28 protein-coding genes are annotated in these 15,515 nt (G+C 65.5%); 26 read left to right on the forward strand and 2 right to left on the reverse strand.

Features of this window, described 5'->3' with window-relative positions:
• The first annotated feature begins 60 nt into the window (after positions 1-60).
• The 25 genes from tuf (at position 61) to ACOTSS_RS18015 (ending at position 13,879) form a co-directional block, all read left to right on the forward strand.
• Positions 61-1,251: an elongation factor Tu gene (gene tuf, locus ACOTSS_RS17895; RefSeq protein ID WP_448689326.1), complete on the forward strand. Its 1,191-nt coding sequence runs from the start codon at positions 61-63 to the stop codon at positions 1,249-1,251.
• A 147-nt stretch (positions 1,252-1,398) separates the two neighbouring features.
• Positions 1,399-1,710 carry a 30S ribosomal protein S10 gene (rpsJ, locus tag ACOTSS_RS17900; RefSeq protein ID WP_003042199.1) on the forward strand — a complete coding sequence of 104 codons (312 nt, stop codon included), beginning with the start codon at positions 1,399-1,401 and terminating at the stop codon, positions 1,708-1,710.
• A 318-nt stretch (positions 1,711-2,028) separates the two neighbouring features.
• A complete protein-coding gene (gene rplC / locus ACOTSS_RS17905; protein WP_448689327.1) occupies positions 2,029-2,802 on the forward strand; it encodes a 50S ribosomal protein L3 in 774 nt (257 codons plus the stop codon).
• Between the two features lie 2 nt (positions 2,803-2,804).
• Positions 2,805-3,431, forward strand: a complete 627-nt coding sequence (gene rplD, locus ACOTSS_RS17910; RefSeq protein ID WP_448689328.1) for a 50S ribosomal protein L4 — start codon at positions 2,805-2,807, stop codon at positions 3,429-3,431.
• Positions 3,424-3,732, forward strand: a complete 309-nt coding sequence (locus tag ACOTSS_RS17915; protein ID WP_058806667.1) for a 50S ribosomal protein L23 — start codon at positions 3,424-3,426, stop codon at positions 3,730-3,732. The genes rplD and ACOTSS_RS17915 overlap by 8 nt, the downstream gene beginning before the upstream one ends.
• A 23-nt stretch (positions 3,733-3,755) precedes the next feature.
• Positions 3,756-4,592, forward strand: coding sequence for a 50S ribosomal protein L2 (gene rplB, locus ACOTSS_RS17920; protein WP_257546138.1), 837 nt, complete (start codon positions 3,756-3,758; stop codon positions 4,590-4,592).
• Between the two features lie 3 nt (positions 4,593-4,595).
• On the forward strand, positions 4,596-4,871 hold the full coding sequence (rpsS, locus tag ACOTSS_RS17925; protein ID WP_037556370.1) for a 30S ribosomal protein S19: 276 nt from the start codon (positions 4,596-4,598) through the stop codon (positions 4,869-4,871).
• Positions 4,871-5,251 carry a 50S ribosomal protein L22 gene (rplV, locus tag ACOTSS_RS17930; RefSeq protein WP_053555860.1) on the forward strand — a complete coding sequence of 127 codons (381 nt, stop codon included), beginning with the start codon at positions 4,871-4,873 and terminating at the stop codon, positions 5,249-5,251. Before rpsS ends, rplV begins: the two co-directional genes overlap by 1 nt.
• Position 5,252: 1 nt before the next feature.
• Positions 5,253-5,960 carry a 30S ribosomal protein S3 gene (rpsC, locus tag ACOTSS_RS17935; RefSeq protein WP_053555861.1) on the forward strand — a complete coding sequence of 236 codons (708 nt, stop codon included), beginning with the start codon at positions 5,253-5,255 and terminating at the stop codon, positions 5,958-5,960.
• 11 nt (positions 5,961-5,971) lie between these two features.
• The gene (rplP, locus tag ACOTSS_RS17940) at positions 5,972-6,403 is read left to right on the forward strand and encodes a 50S ribosomal protein L16 (protein WP_448689329.1); all 432 of its coding nucleotides are present in this window, start codon (positions 5,972-5,974) and stop codon (positions 6,401-6,403) included.
• A gap of 4 nt (positions 6,404-6,407) precedes the next feature.
• Positions 6,408-6,611: a 50S ribosomal protein L29 gene (rpmC, locus tag ACOTSS_RS17945; RefSeq protein ID WP_448689330.1), complete on the forward strand. Its 204-nt coding sequence runs from the start codon at positions 6,408-6,410 to the stop codon at positions 6,609-6,611.
• Positions 6,612-6,622: 11 nt separating this feature from the next.
• Positions 6,623-6,928 carry a 30S ribosomal protein S17 gene (rpsQ, locus tag ACOTSS_RS17950; RefSeq protein WP_448689331.1) on the forward strand — a complete coding sequence of 102 codons (306 nt, stop codon included), beginning with the start codon at positions 6,623-6,625 and terminating at the stop codon, positions 6,926-6,928.
• Between the two features lie 59 nt (positions 6,929-6,987).
• The gene (rplN, locus tag ACOTSS_RS17955; RefSeq protein ID WP_053555865.1) at positions 6,988-7,356 is read left to right on the forward strand and encodes a 50S ribosomal protein L14; all 369 of its coding nucleotides are present in this window, start codon (positions 6,988-6,990) and stop codon (positions 7,354-7,356) included.
• A 2-nt stretch (positions 7,357-7,358) separates the two neighbouring features.
• Positions 7,359-7,676, forward strand: coding sequence for a 50S ribosomal protein L24 (gene rplX, locus ACOTSS_RS17960; protein WP_257546113.1), 318 nt, complete (start codon positions 7,359-7,361; stop codon positions 7,674-7,676).
• Entirely contained in the window at positions 7,669-8,247 is a 579-nt protein-coding gene (gene rplE, locus ACOTSS_RS17965; RefSeq protein WP_448689332.1) for a 50S ribosomal protein L5, read from the forward strand. Before rplX ends, rplE begins: the two co-directional genes overlap by 8 nt.
• Positions 8,248-8,296: 49 nt before the next feature.
• On the forward strand, positions 8,297-8,602 hold the full coding sequence (gene rpsN, locus ACOTSS_RS17970; protein WP_003042242.1) for a 30S ribosomal protein S14: 306 nt from the start codon (positions 8,297-8,299) through the stop codon (positions 8,600-8,602).
• Positions 8,603-8,614: 12 nt separating this feature from the next.
• The gene (gene rpsH, locus ACOTSS_RS17975; RefSeq protein ID WP_054589697.1) at positions 8,615-9,019 is read left to right on the forward strand and encodes a 30S ribosomal protein S8; all 405 of its coding nucleotides are present in this window, start codon (positions 8,615-8,617) and stop codon (positions 9,017-9,019) included.
• Positions 9,019-9,552 (forward strand): 50S ribosomal protein L6, encoded by a 534-nt coding sequence (rplF, locus tag ACOTSS_RS17980; protein ID WP_095387829.1) that lies wholly within the window; start codon positions 9,019-9,021, stop codon positions 9,550-9,552. Before rpsH ends, rplF begins: the two co-directional genes overlap by 1 nt.
• A 3-nt stretch (positions 9,553-9,555) precedes the next feature.
• The gene (gene rplR, locus ACOTSS_RS17985) at positions 9,556-9,909 is read left to right on the forward strand and encodes a 50S ribosomal protein L18 (RefSeq protein ID WP_054589699.1); all 354 of its coding nucleotides are present in this window, start codon (positions 9,556-9,558) and stop codon (positions 9,907-9,909) included.
• 2 nt (positions 9,910-9,911) lie between these two features.
• A complete protein-coding gene (gene rpsE / locus ACOTSS_RS17990; RefSeq protein WP_448689333.1) occupies positions 9,912-10,607 on the forward strand; it encodes a 30S ribosomal protein S5 in 696 nt (231 codons plus the stop codon).
• A gap of 4 nt (positions 10,608-10,611) precedes the next feature.
• Positions 10,612-10,797: a 50S ribosomal protein L30 gene (rpmD, locus tag ACOTSS_RS17995; RefSeq protein ID WP_095387831.1), complete on the forward strand. Its 186-nt coding sequence runs from the start codon at positions 10,612-10,614 to the stop codon at positions 10,795-10,797.
• A 6-nt stretch (positions 10,798-10,803) separates the two neighbouring features.
• On the forward strand, positions 10,804-11,010 hold the full coding sequence (locus ACOTSS_RS18000) for a DUF1737 domain-containing protein (RefSeq protein WP_037556386.1): 207 nt from the start codon (positions 10,804-10,806) through the stop codon (positions 11,008-11,010).
• Positions 11,011-11,058: 48 nt separating this feature from the next.
• The gene (rplO, locus tag ACOTSS_RS18005; protein ID WP_448689334.1) at positions 11,059-11,550 is read left to right on the forward strand and encodes a 50S ribosomal protein L15; all 492 of its coding nucleotides are present in this window, start codon (positions 11,059-11,061) and stop codon (positions 11,548-11,550) included.
• A gap of 237 nt (positions 11,551-11,787) precedes the next feature.
• Entirely contained in the window at positions 11,788-13,161 is a 1,374-nt protein-coding gene (gene secY, locus ACOTSS_RS18010; RefSeq protein ID WP_448689335.1) for a preprotein translocase subunit SecY, read from the forward strand.
• Between the two features lie 58 nt (positions 13,162-13,219).
• The gene (locus ACOTSS_RS18015; RefSeq protein ID WP_448689336.1) at positions 13,220-13,879 is read left to right on the forward strand and encodes an adenylate kinase; all 660 of its coding nucleotides are present in this window, start codon (positions 13,220-13,222) and stop codon (positions 13,877-13,879) included.
• A 20-nt stretch (positions 13,880-13,899) separates the two neighbouring features.
• On the opposite strand, the gene ACOTSS_RS18020 is transcribed toward ACOTSS_RS18015, so the two are convergent.
• Positions 13,900-14,220, reverse strand: coding sequence for a hypothetical protein (locus ACOTSS_RS18020; protein WP_448689337.1), 321 nt, complete (start codon positions 14,218-14,220; stop codon positions 13,900-13,902).
• On the reverse strand, positions 14,217-14,744 hold the full coding sequence (locus ACOTSS_RS18025) for a DUF4142 domain-containing protein (RefSeq protein ID WP_448689338.1): 528 nt from the start codon (positions 14,742-14,744) through the stop codon (positions 14,217-14,219). Before ACOTSS_RS18025 ends, ACOTSS_RS18020 begins: the two co-directional genes overlap by 4 nt.
• Positions 14,745-14,863: 119 nt before the next feature.
• Between ACOTSS_RS18025 and folE the strand changes: the two genes are divergently transcribed.
• Positions 14,864-15,514: a GTP cyclohydrolase I FolE gene (gene folE, locus ACOTSS_RS18030; protein ID WP_448689339.1), complete on the forward strand. Its 651-nt coding sequence runs from the start codon at positions 14,864-14,866 to the stop codon at positions 15,512-15,514.
• Position 15,515: the final 1 nt, after the last annotated feature.

A 15,515-nucleotide genomic window follows, 5' to 3' on the forward strand; every position in this document is an offset into this window, starting at 1 on the left:
ATTCAGCAGGGCTCGTCCACGACTGATCAACCCAAACATCGAACAAGAAGGTTCAAGAACATGGCTAAGGCTAAATTTGAGCGGACGAAGCCGCACTGCAACATCGGCACCATCGGTCACGTCGACCATGGCAAGACCTCGCTGACCGCAGCGATCTCGAAGGTCCTTTCGGACCTTCAGGGCGGCACCGCCGTCGACTTCGCCAACATCGACAAGGCGCCCGAGGAACGCGAGCGCGGCATCACCATCTCGACCGCGCACATCGAATATGAAACCGATGCGCGCCACTATGCGCACGTCGACTGCCCGGGCCACGCCGACTATGTGAAGAACATGATCACCGGCGCCGCCCAGATGGACGGCGCGATCCTCGTCGTGTCGGCCGCCGACGGCCCGATGCCGCAGACCAAGGAGCACATCCTGCTCGCGAAGCAGGTCGGCGTTCCGACCATGGTCGTGTTCCTGAACAAGGTCGACCAGCTCGACGATCCCGAGCTGCTCGAGCTCGTCGAACTCGAAATCCGCGAAGAGCTTTCGAAGCGCGACTTCGACGGCGACAATATTCCGATCATCGCGGGTTCGGCGCTCGCCGCTCTCGAAGGCCGCGACGACAACATCGGCAAGGAAGCGATCCTGAAGCTGATGGCTGCCGTCGACGAATGGATCCCGCAGCCCGAGCGTCCGCTCGACAAGCCCTTCCTGATGCCGATCGAGGACGTGTTCTCGATCTCGGGTCGCGGCACCGTCGTCACCGGCCGCGTCGAGACCGGCATCGTCAAAGTTGGCGAGGAAGTCGAGATCGTCGGCATCAAGGACACCAAGAAGACCGTCGTCACCGGCGTCGAAATGTTCCGCAAGCTGCTCGACCAGGGCCAGGCCGGCGACAACATCGGTGCGCTGATCCGCGGCGTCGGCCGTGAGGAAGTCGAGCGCGGCCAGGTTCTGGCCAAGCCCGGCTCGATCACCCCGCACACCGAGTTCACCTCGGAAGTCTACGTCCTGTCGAAGGACGAGGGCGGCCGTCACACGCCGTTCTTTGCGAACTATCGTCCGCAGTTCTACTTCCGCACCACGGACGTCACCGGCGAGGTCATCCTCCCCGAGGGCACCGAGATGGTCATGCCGGGCGACAACGTCCAGCTGTCGGTCAAGCTGATCGCCCCGATCGCCATGGACCAGGGCCTGCGCTTCGCGATCCGCGAAGGTGGCCGTACGGTCGGCGCGGGGGTTGTCGCGACCATCACAAAGTAATATAGGGCCGCGAGCCGCGCGATTCGGTTGATTCGCGCGGCTCGTAGCTTTTAGGAATTTCGATGGCCTCTCCGGCCTCCCTGCGGGGGTCGGAACAGGCCATTTCGGCTCTTTCGCATCGTCAGACGGGATTCGACTGGAACAGTCATGGAAACGCAGAATATTCGCATTCGCCTGAAGGCCTTTGATCACCGCGTGCTCGATCAGGCCACCACCGACATCGCCGACACGGCGCGTCGTACGGGCGCTCTCATTCGCGGTCCGATCCCGCTGCCGACGCGCATCGAGAAATTCACCGTGAACCGCGGTCCGCATGTCGACAAGAAGTCGCGCGAGCAGTTCGAGGTGCGTACCCACAAGCGGCTGCTCGACATCGTGCAGCCCACCCCGCAGACGGTCGATGCGCTGATGAAGCTCGATCTCGCCGCGGGCGTGAACGTCGAGATCAAGTTGGCGTAAAAGGCCAACGTGCTCCGGACTTGATCCGGAGCCCAGGGTAGAAGCGGCCGGCAGGCCGCGCTGAAACCGCCCTGGGTTCCTGCTTTGGCAGGAATACAATCAGGTTTCGGAGGATACCGCCGGACCGCTTCCTCGGAAGCATCATGGTCCGGGCTGCGTCCCCCGTCTCGCCGCCAACCCAAGGGAAGGCGGCACCTCAGCCCGGACGGGGCGACGCATCGAAATTTCGGGCTGGGAGGGTTCCGTTGGGGCATGCCCCGATGGGTCCCGCAAGCCGTGCGGAATGGTCCGCCCGGCCTCTGTTGAGGAGTGAAGATCATGCGCACTGGCGTGATCGCGAAGAAAATGGGGATGACCCGCCTGTTTCAGGACGACGGCCGCCACGTGCCCGTCACCGTCCTGAGCCTCGAAGGCTGCCAGGTCGTCTCCGTGCGCGATAAGGAACGCGACGGCTATGTGGCCGTCCAGCTCGGGGCCGGCTCGGCCAAGGCGAAGAATGTGGCGAAGCCGCAGCGCGGCGCCTATGGCAAGGCCGAAGTCGAACCCAAGGCGAAGCTCGTCGAATTCCGCGTCGCCGACGACGCGACGCTCGACGTCGGCGCCGAACTGTCGGCCGACCATTTCGTCGCCGGCCAGATCGTCGACATCCAGGGCGTCACCCAGGGCAAGGGCTTTGCCGGTGCGATGAAGCGTTGGGGTTTCGGCGGTATGCGCGCGACCCACGGCGTCTCGATCAGCCACCGTGCGCACGGTTCGACCGGTAACCGCCAGGATCCGGGCCGCGTCTTCAAGAACAAGAAGATGGCCGGCCACATGGGCGCGCGCAATCGCACCCAGCAGAATCTCGAAATCGTCCGCACCGACGTCGAGCGCGGCCTTCTCTTCGTCAAGGGCTCGGTCCCGGGTTCGAAGGGCGGCTGGCTGCTCGTCCGCGATGCGGTGAAGCTGCCGCGTCACCCCGAGGCTCCCTATCCGGCGGGCATCAAGAGCGCGGCCAACACCAACGAAGCCCCGGTCGACGCGCCGGTCGAAACGCCGGTCGAAGAAACCGTCGTCGACACCGCGGCCACCGACGGCGCACAGGAGTCCTGATCATGAAGGTCAAGGTTCAGACCCTCGATGGCAAGGCTGGCGCCGACATCGACCTCAACGACGACGTCTTCGGCGTCGACCCGCGTGCCGACATCCTGCACCGCGTCGTCGCCTGGCAGCTCGAAAAGCGCCGCGGCCCTGCCCGCGCCGCGCGCGAGCGTAGCGACGTCGCCCGCACCGGCAAGAAGTTCGGTCGCCAGAAGGGCGGCGGTACCGCGCGTCACGGCGACCGCAAGGCGCCGATCTTCATCGGCGGCGGCAAGGCGCACGGCCCGCGGGCCCGCACCTTCGGCCACTCGCTGAACAAGAAGATCCGCACCCTCGGCCTCAAGATGGCGCTGAGCGACAAGGCGAAGGGCGGCAAGCTTGTCGTTCTCGACACGCTCGAGCTCAAGGACGCGAAGACCAAGGCGCTCGCCGGCAAGCTCGGCAAGCTCGAACTTGGCGGTCGCGCGCTCTTCATCGACGGCGATGCGGTCCACACCAGCTTCGCGCTGGCGTCGGCCAACCTCGTCGGCGTCGACGCGCTGCCCGCGATCGGTGCCAACGTCTACGACATCATCCGTGCCGACACGCTGGTCCTGACCCGCGCGGCGGTCGAAAAGCTGGAGGCACGCTGCAATGGCTAAGGCAAAGACCGTCGACGCGCGTCACTATGACGTGATCCTCGCTCCGGTGATCACCGAAAAGTCGACGCTGCTCAGCGAAAATAACGCGGTGGTGTTCAAGGTCGCGAACGATGCGACCAAGCCCGCCATCAAGGCCGCCGTCGAGGCGCTGTTCGATGTCAAGGTGATCGGCGTGAACACGCTGGTCACCAAGGGCAAGACCAAGCGCTGGAAGGGCAAGCCCTACACCCGCAGCGACGTGAAGAAGGCGATCGTTCGCCTGGCCGAAGGCCAGTCGATCGACGTCACCACGGGCGTCTGAGCGGCTCGGGAAGGCGAAAGAAAATGGCACTCAAACATTATAACCCGACCAGCCCCGCGCAGCGCGGCCTGATCCTCGTCGACAAGTCGTCGCTGTGGAAGGGCAAGCCCGTCAAGGCGCTGACCGAAGGCAAGCGCAAGACCGGTGGCCGCAACAACAAGGGCCATGTGACCTCGCGCGGCATCGCCGGCGGCCACAAGCAGAAGTACCGCTTCATCGACTTCAAGCGTCGCAAGTGGGACATGCCGGCCACCGTCGAGCGTCTGGAATATGACCCGAACCGCACGGCGTTCATCGCGCTCGTGAAATATGAAGACGGCGAACTCGCCTACATCCTGGCGCCGCAGCGCCTGGGCGTCGGCGACACGATCGTCGCGGGCAAGAAGACCGACGTGAAGCCGGGCAATGCGATGGAATTGTCGCAGATGCCGGTCGGCACGATCGTCCACAATATCGAGATGAAGCCGGGCAAGGGCGGCCAGATCGCCCGTTCGGCCGGCACCTACGCGCAGGTCGTCGGTCGTGACCGCGGCCTCGTCATCGTGCGTCTCGGTTCGGGCGAACAGCGTTACATCCGCGGCGAGTGCATGGGCACGGTCGGCGCGGTGTCGAACCCCGACAACCAGAACACCAACCTGGGCAAGGCTGGCCGGGGCCGCTGGCTCGGCAAGCGTCCGCTGACCCGCGGCGTCGCCAAGAACCCGGTCGACCACCCGCACGGCGGCGGCGAAGGCCGCACCTCGGGCGGCCGTCACCCGGTCACCCCGTGGGGCAAGCCGACCAAGGGCGCCCGGACCCGTCACAACAAGTCGACCGACAAGATGATCATCCGGTCGCGTCACGCGAAGAAGAAGAGGTAAGCCATGGCTCGCTCGGTCTGGAAGGGTCCGTTCGTGGACCTTCATCTCCTCAAGAAAGCCGAAACGGCCCAGGACGGCGGCAGCTCTGCCCCGATCAAGACCTGGTCGCGCCGGTCCACCATCCTGCCGCAGTTCGTCGGGCTGACCTTCAACGTCTACAACGGCCGCAAGTTCGTGCCGGTGTCGGTCAATGAAGACATGGTCGGCATGAAGCTGGGTGAATTCGCGCCGACGCGCTTCTTCCCCGGCCACGCGGCTGACAAGAAGGGCAAACGCTAATGGGCAAGGAAAAGTCCCCCCGCCGCGTTGCGGACAATGAGGCGCTCTCGGTCGGCACGCAGATTCGCGGCTCGGCGCAGAAGCTGAACCTCGTCGCCGCGCTGATCCGCGGCCGCAAGGTCGAAGACGCGATGAACGTCCTCGCCTTCTCGAAGAAGGCGATGGCCGTCGACGTGCGCAAGGTTCTGGCGAGCGCGATCGCGAACGCCGAGAACAACCACAACCTCGACGTTGACGCGCTGGTCGTCAAGGAAGCGAGCGTGGGCAAGTCGATCTCGATGAAGCGCTGGCACGCGCGTGGCCGCGGCAAGTCGACCCGGATCGTCAAGCCGTTCAGCCGCATCCGCATCGTCGTCCGCGAACAGGAAGAAGAGGCGTAAGATGGGCCAGAAGAGCAATCCGATCGGCCTGCGCCTGCAGGTCAACCGCACCTGGGACAGCCGCTGGTTCGCCGAGGGCCAGGACTATGGACGCATGTTGGTCGAGGATCTGAAGATCCGCAAATATGTGTTCAAGACCCTGCCGCAGGCCGCGATCTCGAAGGTCGTGATCGAGCGTCCGGCGAAGCTGTGCCGCGTGTCGATCTATGCCGCCCGCCCGGGCGTCATCATCGGCAAGAAGGGCGCGGACATCGAAAAGCTGCGCAAGACGCTCGGCGAGATGACGGGCAGCGACGTGTCGCTGAACATCGTCGAGATCCGCAAGCCCGAAGTCGACGCCAAGCTCGTCGGCCAGGGCATCGCCGACCAGCTCGAACGCCGTGTCGCCTTCCGCCGCGCCATGAAGCGCGCGGTGCAGTCGGCGATGCGTCTCGGCGCCGAGGGCATCCGCATCAACTGCGCCGGCCGTCTGGGCGGCGCGGAAATCGCGCGTACCGAATGGTACCGCGAAGGCCGGGTGCCGCTGCACACGCTTCGCGCCAATGTCGACTATGCCGAGGCCGAAGCCCACACCGCCTATGGCGTGTGCGGGATCAAGGTCTGGATCTTCAAGGGCGAAATCCTGGGTCACGACCCGATGGCGACCGACCGGTTGATGCTCGACGCGCAGACGTCGGGCGTGCGCCCGGCGCGCGATGATCGCCGCTAAGGACTGCTGACATGCTGCAACCGAAAAAAACCAAGTTCCGCAAGGCCTTCAAGGGCCGCATCCACGGCAACGCCAAGGGCGGCACCGCGCTGAACTTCGGCTCGTACGGGCTGAAGGCGATGGAACCAGAGCGCATCACCGCGCGCCAGATCGAGGCGGCCCGCCGCGCGATCAGCCGCGCGATCAAGCGCCAGGGCCGCCTGTGGATCCGCGTGTTCCCCGACATCCCGGTGTCGTCGAAGCCCGCCGAAGTCCGCATGGGCAAGGGCAAGGGCTCGCCGGAATTCTGGGCCGCGCGCGTGAAGCCGGGCCGCATCCTGTTCGAACTCGACGGCGTTCCGGGCCCCGTGGCCGCGCTGGCGTTCGAGCGAGCGGCGATGAAGCTGCCGATCAAGACGAAGGTCGTCGCCCGCCTCGGCGACACCTCGCACCTGGAGGGTTAAGGACATGGCCAAGACCGAAGATTACAAGGCCAAGACCGACGACCAGCTCGCCGTTGAGCTTGGCGAGCTGAAGCGCGAGGCGTTCAACCTCCGTTTCCAGGCGGCGACCGGCCAGCTTGAAAAAGCCTCGCGCGTCAAGGAAGTGCGGCGCTCGATCGCCCGCATCAAGACGCAGCAGACCGAGCGTTCGCGCTCGGCCGCGAAGTAAGGAGACTATCGATGCCGAAGCGCATTCTGACCGGCACGGTGGTGTCCGACAAGGGCGACAAGACCGTCGTGGTGAAGGTGGAGCGGAAGGTGAAGCACCCGCTCTACGGCAAGATCATCCGCCGTTCGAAGAAGTATCACGCCCATGACGAGGACAACAGCGTCAAGGCCGGCGAGACCGTCCGCATCGAAGAGACGCGGCCGATTTCGAAGCTGAAGACCTGGAAGGTGCTCGACAAGGTCGACACCCACAGCAAGCCGAAGGGCGCCGCCGCTCCGACTGCTCCCGCTGCGGCCCCCACGGCTGCGGACGCCTGACAGAAGTTCACGGAACCGCCGGGGCATCCCGGTAGGCCAAACAAGAAGGAAATGCATCGATGATCCAGATGCAGTCACAATTGGAAGTCGCCGACAACAGCGGCGCGAAGCGCGTCCAGTGCATCAAGGTGCTGGGCGGGTCGAAGCGTCGCACCGCCGGCGTCGGCGACGTCATCGTCGTGTCGATCAAGGAAGCGCAGCCGCGCGGCAAGGTGAAGAAGGGCGACGTGCATCGCGCCGTCATCGTCCGCACCGCGAAGGATGTGCGCCGCGCCGACGGCTCGGTGATCCGTTTCGACAGCAACGCCGCCGTGCTCGTCAACAAGAACGAGGAGCCGATCGGCACCCGTATCTTCGGCCCCGTCGTCCGCGAACTGCGCGGCAAGGGCTATATGAAGATCATCAGCCTGGCGCCGGAGGTGCTCTGACCATGGCGAACAAGATCAAGAAGGGCGACACGGTCGTCGTCCTGTCCGGCAAGGACAAGGGCAAGACCGGCGAAGTGACGCAGAGCCTGCCGAAGGACGGCAAGGTCGTCGTCGCGGGCGTCAACGTCATCACGCGCCACCGCAAGCCGACCCAGCAGAACCCGCAGGGCGGGCTCGAGCGCAAGGAAGCGCCGCTGTTCGCGAGCAAGGTCGCGCTGGCCGATCCCAAGACCGGCAAGCCGACGCGCGTCCGCTTTGAAACCAAGGACGGCAAGAAGGTCCGCGTGGCCGTGAAGTCCGGGGAGACGATCAATGGCTGACAACTACACCCCGCGCATGCGCAAGCTCTATGACGACAAGATCGTCAAGGCGATGACCGAGAAGTTCGGTTACAAGAATGTGATGGAAGTGCCGAAGCTCGAGAAGATCACGCTCAACATGGGCGTGGGCGACGCGGTGCAGGACAAGAAGAAGGTCGAGATCGCGGCTTCGGAGATGGAGCTGATCGCGGGCCAGAAGCCCGTCGTGACCAAGGCGAAGAAGTCGATCGCCCAGTTCAAGCTGCGCGAAGGCATGCCGATCGGCTGCAAGGTCACCCTGCGCCGCGAACGCATGTACGAATTCCTCGACCGCCTGATCACCATCGCGATGCCGCGCATCCGCGACTTTCGCGGCGTGTCGGCGACCAGCTTCGACGGCCGTGGCAACTATGCCATGGGCCTGAAAGAGCAGATCATCTTCCCCGAGATCAACTATGACCGCATCGACACGGTGCGCGGCATGGACGTGATCGTCACCACCACCGCTCGCACGGACGAAGAGGCCCGCGAACTGCTCAAGCTGTTCGGCTTCCCCTTCCCGATCGAAGCGCAGGAAAAGGAAGCCGCCTGATCCTTCGGGACCAGGCAGGCTCTTTCAAGAAGGAAAGAGAACTTAAGTCATGGCGAAACTGAGTTCGGTGAACAAGAACGAGCGTCGCAAGAAGCTGGTGAAGAAATATGCCGGCCGTTATGCGAAGCTGAAGGCGATCGCGGCGGACACGTCGCTCGACGATGGCGAGCGTCTGATCGCGCGCCTCAAGATGGCGGAAATCCCGCGCAACGGCAACCCGACCCGCATCCGCAACCGGTGCGAGCTGACCGGCCGCCCGCGCGCCTATTATCGCAAATTCCGGCTGTGCCGTATCCAGCTCCGCGATCTGGCCAACAAGGGCCTGATCCCCGGTGTTGTGAAGTCGAGCTGGTAAGGGACTGACAAGATGGCAATGACCGATCCCCTGGGTGATATGCTCACCCGCATCCGCAACGGCCAGCAGGCGAAGAAGGACAGCGTCCTGACGCCGGCTTCGACGCTGCGCGTCCGCGTTCTCGATGTTCTCCAGCGCGAAGGCTATATCCGCGGCTACAGCGAAGAAGCGCTGGGTGCGAAGGGCCAGCACAAGGGCATCCGCATCGAGCTCAAATATTTCGAGGGCCAGCCGGCGATCCGCCACGTGGCCCGCGTCTCGAAGCCGGGCCGCCGCGTCTATTCGGGCTCGAAAGAGCTGCCGATCGTGCGCAACGGCCTGGGCATCACCATCGTGTCGACCCCGCGCGGCGTCCTGTCGGACGCCGAGGCTCGCGAGCATAATGTCGGCGGCGAAGTGCTGGCGGAGGTGTTCTGATGTCGCGCATTGGTAAAAAGGCAGTGGCGATTCCCGGCGGTGTTACCGCTGCGATCGACGGCGGCCAGCTGTCGGTCAAGGGGCCCAAGGGCACGCTTTCGATGCCGCTTTCCGACAACATCAAATATGATGTCGCCGAAGGCAGCATCTCGGTCCAGCCCGCGAACGACAGCCGCGAAGCGCGCGCCTTCTGGGGCATGCAGCGCACGCTGGTCCAGAACCTGATCACGGGCGTGACCGAGGGCTTCACCAAGGTGCTCGAGATCACCGGCGTCGGCTATCGCGCCAACTCGCAGGGCAAGACGCTGAAGCTGCAGCTCGGCTACAGCCACGATGTCGATTTCGCGGTGCCCGAAGGCATCGAGATCAAGACGCCGGACAACACGACGATCGAGATCAGCGGCATCGACAAGCAGAAGGTCGGCCAGGTCGCGGCGGAAATCCGCCGTTGGCGCAAGCCCGAACCCTATAAGGGCAAGGGCATCAAATATCGCGGCGAGTACATCTTCCGCAAAGAAGGCAAGAAGAAGTAAGCCATGGCACATCTCACCTCTTTCCAGAAGCGCCGTCAGCGCGTTCGTACCGCCCTCCGCCAGCGCGCCGCCGGGCGTCCGCGCCTGTCGGTGCATCGTTCGGGTCGCCACATCTACGCGCAGCTCATCGATGACGCCGCCGGCAAGACGCTGGCGGCCGCCTCGACGCTCGACAAGGACGTGCGCGGCAAGACCGGCGCCACCACGGCTGCGGCCGCAGATGTCGGCAAGCGCCTCGCCGATGCCGCCAAGAAGGCGGGCGTGACGCAGGTCGTGTTCGACCGCGGCGGTTTCCTGTTCCACGGGCGCATCAAGGCGCTGGCCGACGCGGCGCGCGAAGGCGGATTGGAGTTCTAATGATGGCAGACGAAGTTCAGAACGCCGAAGGCGCCCCCGAGGCGACCGAAAACACCGGCGCTCCCGCGCGCCGCGGCCGTGGCGGCCGCGACGGCGGTCGCGGTGGTCGTGACGGTGGCCGTGGCCGCCGCGACGATCGTCGCCCGCGCGACGAGGACGGCGGCGAGGAGCTCATCGAGAAACTCGTCCACATCAACCGCGTCTCGAAGACCGTGAAGGGCGGCAAGCGCTTCGGTTTCGCCGCGCTCGTCGTCGTCGGTGACGGCAAGGGCCGTGCCGGTTTCGGCCATGGCAAGGCGCGCGAAGTGCCCGAGGCCATTTCGAAGGCGACCGCCGCCGCGAAAAAGGCGATGATCCGCGTTCCGCTGCGCGACGGCCGCACGCTGCACCATGACGGCCGCGGCCACTTCGGCGCCGGCAACGTCACCGTGCGCTCGGCGCCCGCGGGGACCGGCATCATCGCCGGCGGTCCGATGCGCGCCGTGTTCGAATCGCTGGGCGTTGCCGATGTGGTGACCAAGTCGGTCGGCACCTCGAACCCCTACAACATGATCCGCGCGACCTTCGAGGCGCTCGGCGAACAGACCAGCCCGAAATCGGTCGCGCAGCGTCGCGGCAAGAAGGTTTCGGACCTGATCAAGCGCGGCGGTGCGTCCGACCGCGCTGCCGAGGCCGAAGCCGCGGCGGTGACGGAGTAAGACCATGGCTGACAAGAAGATCAAGATCCGCCAGATCGGTTCGCCGATCCGTCGTCCCAAAAGCCAGCGTGCGATCCTGACCGGCCTCGGCTTGGGCAAGATGCACCGCGAGGTCGAACTGGTCGACACCCCGGAAGTGCGCGGCATGATCCGCAAGCTTCCGCACATGGTGGAAGTGATCGAGGGCTAAGCGCCGATGAAGCTCTATCGCCTGTTGACCGGCCCCGACGACAGCGCCTTCTGCGCGCGGGTCGAGGGGCTGCTCAACCGGGGGTGGCAGCTTCACGGCAGCCCGTCGATCACCAGTGTCGATGGCCGCGGCTATGTCGCCCAGGCCATCGTGATGGAGAAGGCCGGGCCCTATCCCGGCTTTCAGCCATCGAGTGAAATCGAACCGGACTGACCCTTCAAGGTCGGTCCCAGCGCGAACACAGCGAAAGCGAGTGCAAATATGACTATCAAGCTCAACGATCTTCGTGACAACAACGGCGCCCGCAAGGGCCGCATGCGCGTCGGACGCGGCATCGGCTCGGGCAAGGGCAAGACCGCCGGCCGCGGCCAGAAGGGCCAGAAGAGCCGCTCGGGCGTCTCGATCAACGGCTTCGAGGGCGGTCAGATGCCGCTCCACATGCGCATCCCGAAGCGCGGCTTCAACAACATCTTCGCCAAGGATTTCGCGATCGTGAACCTCGGCCAGGTGCAGAAGCTGGTCGACGCGAAGAAGCTCGACGCCAAGAAGACGGTCGACCATGCCGCGCTGAAGGCGGCGGGTGTCGCGCGCGGCGGCAAGGACGGCGTCCGCCTCCTCGCCAAGGGCGAGCTGACCGCGAAGCTGACTTTCGCCGTCGCCGGCGCGTCGAAGGGCGCGATCGAGGCGGTCGAGAAGGCCGGCGGCAAGGTCGAGCTTCCCGCCGCCGCCGCGGAAGACACGAAGAGCGAGTAAGATTTTGTGAGGGGCGGTTCGAAAGGACCGCCCTTCACCGCATGACGACACTCAATTCCGTTCGTGTCGAGTCCTTCGCCTGCCTTGGCGGGCGCCCCCGATGCGAACGAATATTAATGCGGTATGGGAGCGTCGGCTCACCGCTAAATGGGCCTTTCCCCTTGCGCTTCGTGACCTCCGAACGCACATAGGCGCCGGGTCGCGGGGGGCGCGGTCCGCACTCGAGGAAAGATCACCATGGCCTCTCGCGCCGACCAGTTTGCATCCAGCCTGAACTTTTCGAAGTTCGGCCAGGCGACCGAACTCAAGAACCGCATCTGGTTCACGATCGGCGCGCTGATCGTCTTCCGCTTCCTCTCCTATGTGCCGCTGCCCGGCGTCGACCCCGTCGCGCTGTCGCAGCTCTACAACCAGGCGGCGTCCGGCGGCGTCCTCGACATCTTCAACACCTTCTCGGGCGGCAGCCTCGAGCGCATGAGCATCATCGCGCTCGGCGTCATGCCCTATATCACGGCGTCGATCGTCGTGCAGCTCGCGTCCGCGCTGTCGCCGAGCCTCGCCGCGCTCAAGAAAGAGGGCGAGAGCGGACGCAAGAAGCTCAACCAGTATACGCGCTACGGCACCGTCGCGCTGACCGCGATCCAGGGCTATTTCATCGCCGCCGGGCTCGAAACGCTCGGCGCGAGCCAGGGCGTCGCCGCAGTCGTCGACCCCGGCATGCTGTTCCGCATCGGCGCCGTCATCAGCATCGTCGGCGGCACGCTGTTCCTGATGTGGCTCGGCGAGCAGATCACCAGCCGCGGCATCGGCAACGGCGTCTCGCTGATCATCATGGCGGGCATCCTCGCGCAGCTGCCGCGCAGCTTCGCCCAGATGTTCACCCAGGTCCGCGAAGGGTCGATGGGCGGCGGCACGATCATCGCCGTCGTCGGCGGCGCGGTCGCGATCATCGCTTTTATCAGCTTCATGGAGCTCGCGCAGCGCCGCGTTCTCGTCCAATATCCGAAGCGCGCGACGCAGCGCGGCGGCATGCAGGCCGACCGCAGTCACCTGCCGCTGAAGGTCAACACCTCGGGCGTCATCCCGCCGATCTTTGCGTCGTCGCTGCTGCTGATGCCGCTGACCGTCACCCAGATGATGGGCCAGAACGTCCAGGGCGATTCGGCGTGGGGCGATTTCCTGATCACGCTCAACCAGTATCTCGCGCACGGCCAGCCGCTCTACATGGCGCTCTATGCCGCGGGGATCATCTTCTTCTGCTTCTTCTACGTCGCCGTCGTCTTCAACCCCGAAGAGACCGCCGACAATCTGAAGCGCCAGAACGGCTTCATCCCCGGCATCCGTCCGGGCAAGAACACCGCCGCCTATCTCGACTTCGTGCTGACGCGCATCACCGTGATCGGTGCCGCCTATCTGGCGCTGATCTGCCTGGTGCCCGAATATTTCATCGCGAAATCGGGCCTGCCTTTCCAGCTCGGCGGCACCAGCCTGCTCATCATCGTCAACGTGACGATCGACACGATCACGCAGATCCAGAGCCACATGCTCGCGCATCAATATGGCGACCTGATCAAGAAAGCCAAATTGAAGGGCGGCGTTGCGCGGCGCTGACCGGTCGGTTAGGGCCACCCCGACGGATTGCACGTCGGGACGGGATACAGGGGCTTCCATGACGCTGAACATCATTTTGCTGGGCCCGCCGGGGGCGGGCAAGGGAACGCAGGCGTCGCGCCTCGAGGATGAGCATGGCATGGTCCAGCTCTCGACCGGCGACATGCTGCGCGCCGCGGTCAAGGGGGGGACCCCGATCGGCCTCCAGGCGAAGGCGGTGATGGACGCGGGCGAACTCGTCTCGGACGAGATCGTCTCGGGGCTCATCGGCGAACGGCTCGACGAGCTGGGCGGCGAGGTGTCGGTGATCTTCGACGGCTATCCGCGCACCGCCGCGCAGGCCGAGGCGCTCGACGCCATATTGTCGGCGCGCGGCCGCAAGCTCGACCATGTGATCGAACTCGTCGTCGACGAGGATGCGCTCGTCGACCGCATCACCGGCCGCTTTTCCTGCGCCAAGTGCGGCGAAGGCTATCACGACCGCTACAAGCTGCCGAAGGTCGCCGATACGTGCGACGTCTGCGGCAGCCACGACTTCAAGCGCCGCCCCGACGACAATGCGGAAACGGTTCGCACGCGCATGGCCGAATATCGCGCCAAGACCGCGCCGATCCTGCCGATCTACGACGCGCGCGGCATCGTCGCCCGCGTCGACGGCATGGCGCCGATCGACGAGGTCAACGACGCGATCGAAACGGTGCTCGCGACCGCCGGCTGACCGGCGCCGACGGCGTCCTTTTAGCGCCCCACGGTCAGCGTCCCGGTCATTCCCGGGTGATAGATGCAATAGAAGGCGATGTTGCCGGCGCGCCTGAGCACGGTCCTGCCGCTTTTTCCCGCGGGCAGGTCGACGTTGAAGCTGCCGTTGCGTGCGGTGGCGCTATGGCGGAACAGATCCTTGTTGATCCACAGGATCGTGTCGCCGACGCGTACCCCCGGCGGGACGGCGCCGAACCGCATCTTGTCGATGATGATGCTGTGCACCTTGGGCGCCGGCGCCGCGCCGGAAAGCAGCGGCGCCGCGCCCAGCGCGATCGCGCAGACGATCGCGCGCCTCATCGCAGGCTCGCCGCCAGATGTTCGGCGTGCATCTGGTGTTCGCCGAACAGCGTCAGCCCGGTTTCGAGCAGCGATTTCAACTCGCCGTTCGTCGCCGACGGGATCAGCACGTCGCGCAGCGCGCCGTTGACCGTGGCGTGATAGGCGACCTCGTTCGCGACATAGGCGCGGTCGAACGCCGCGCCGTCCAGCTTGGCGAGCTCGTCATGTTTCTGCGTAGCCTGCGCGGTCAGGGCGGTGCTGGTCGCATTGGCTTCGGGCGTCACGCCGAGTCGCCCGACCAGCGCCAGCGCCTTTTCGTTCACCGCGCCATGATCGCGGACCATCTCTTCGGCGAATGCCCGCACTGCCGGGTTCTTCGATTTGGCGAGCGCCTGCTTTCCCGCGTCGATGTCGATCTGTCCCGCCGTATAGGCGATGTGGGCGATCTGCGCGTCGCTCGGCTTCGCCGCGTCGTGCGACAGCGCCACGCCGCTGATGGTCAGCGACGCCGCGGCGCCGATCCAGAGGAAGGTCTTCAGCATTTTCGTATCTCCTTGTCCGAATGCGGCCATTGGATGGCGCCGCCCGAATAAGGTTCCCGGGAACCTGCGGCGCCGCGCGGCATCCAATGGGCGTTCCAAGACTGGAGGCGCGAATGGAGATGTACGAGCTGACCCCCGAATCGGCCCCGGTCGAGACGGATGCCATGCCCGAAGACGCGCGGTCGCGGCCCGGACAGGCCGAGATCGAGGCGGCGGTGCGGACCCTGATCGCGGCGGCGGGCGACGACCCCGCGCGCGAAGGGCTGGCGGAAACGCCGGCGCGGGTGGCGCGCGCCTATCGCGAATGGTTCGCCGGCTACCGGATCGATCCCCGGCACCTGCTGAGCCGCACCTTCGGCGAGGCGGCGGGCTATGACGAAACCATCCTGCTGCGCTCGATCCCGCTCGTGTCCACCTGCGAGCATCATCTGGCGCCGATCGTCGGCGTCGCGCACGTCGCCTATCGTCCCCGCGACCGGGTGGTCGGCATTTCGAAGCTGTCGCGGCTCGTCGATGCCTATGCGCGCCGGTTGCAGCTGCAGGAACGGCTGACGCGGCAAATCGCGCACGCGCTCGACGAAGCCTTGCAGCCGCGCGGCGTCGCTGTGATCATAGAGGCCGGGCATGCCTGCATGTCGACGCGCGGCGTGCGGCAGCACGGGGTCTCGCTGGTCACCAAATGCTGGCTGGGCGAATTCGGCGAGGATGCGGAGCTGCGCCGCGAACTGCTCGGCTCGCTGCCGCGGCGAAGCGTTGGAGGAGAAGGATGAC

It is taken from the genome of Sphingopyxis sp. NJF-3 (genome assembly GCF_053514865.1).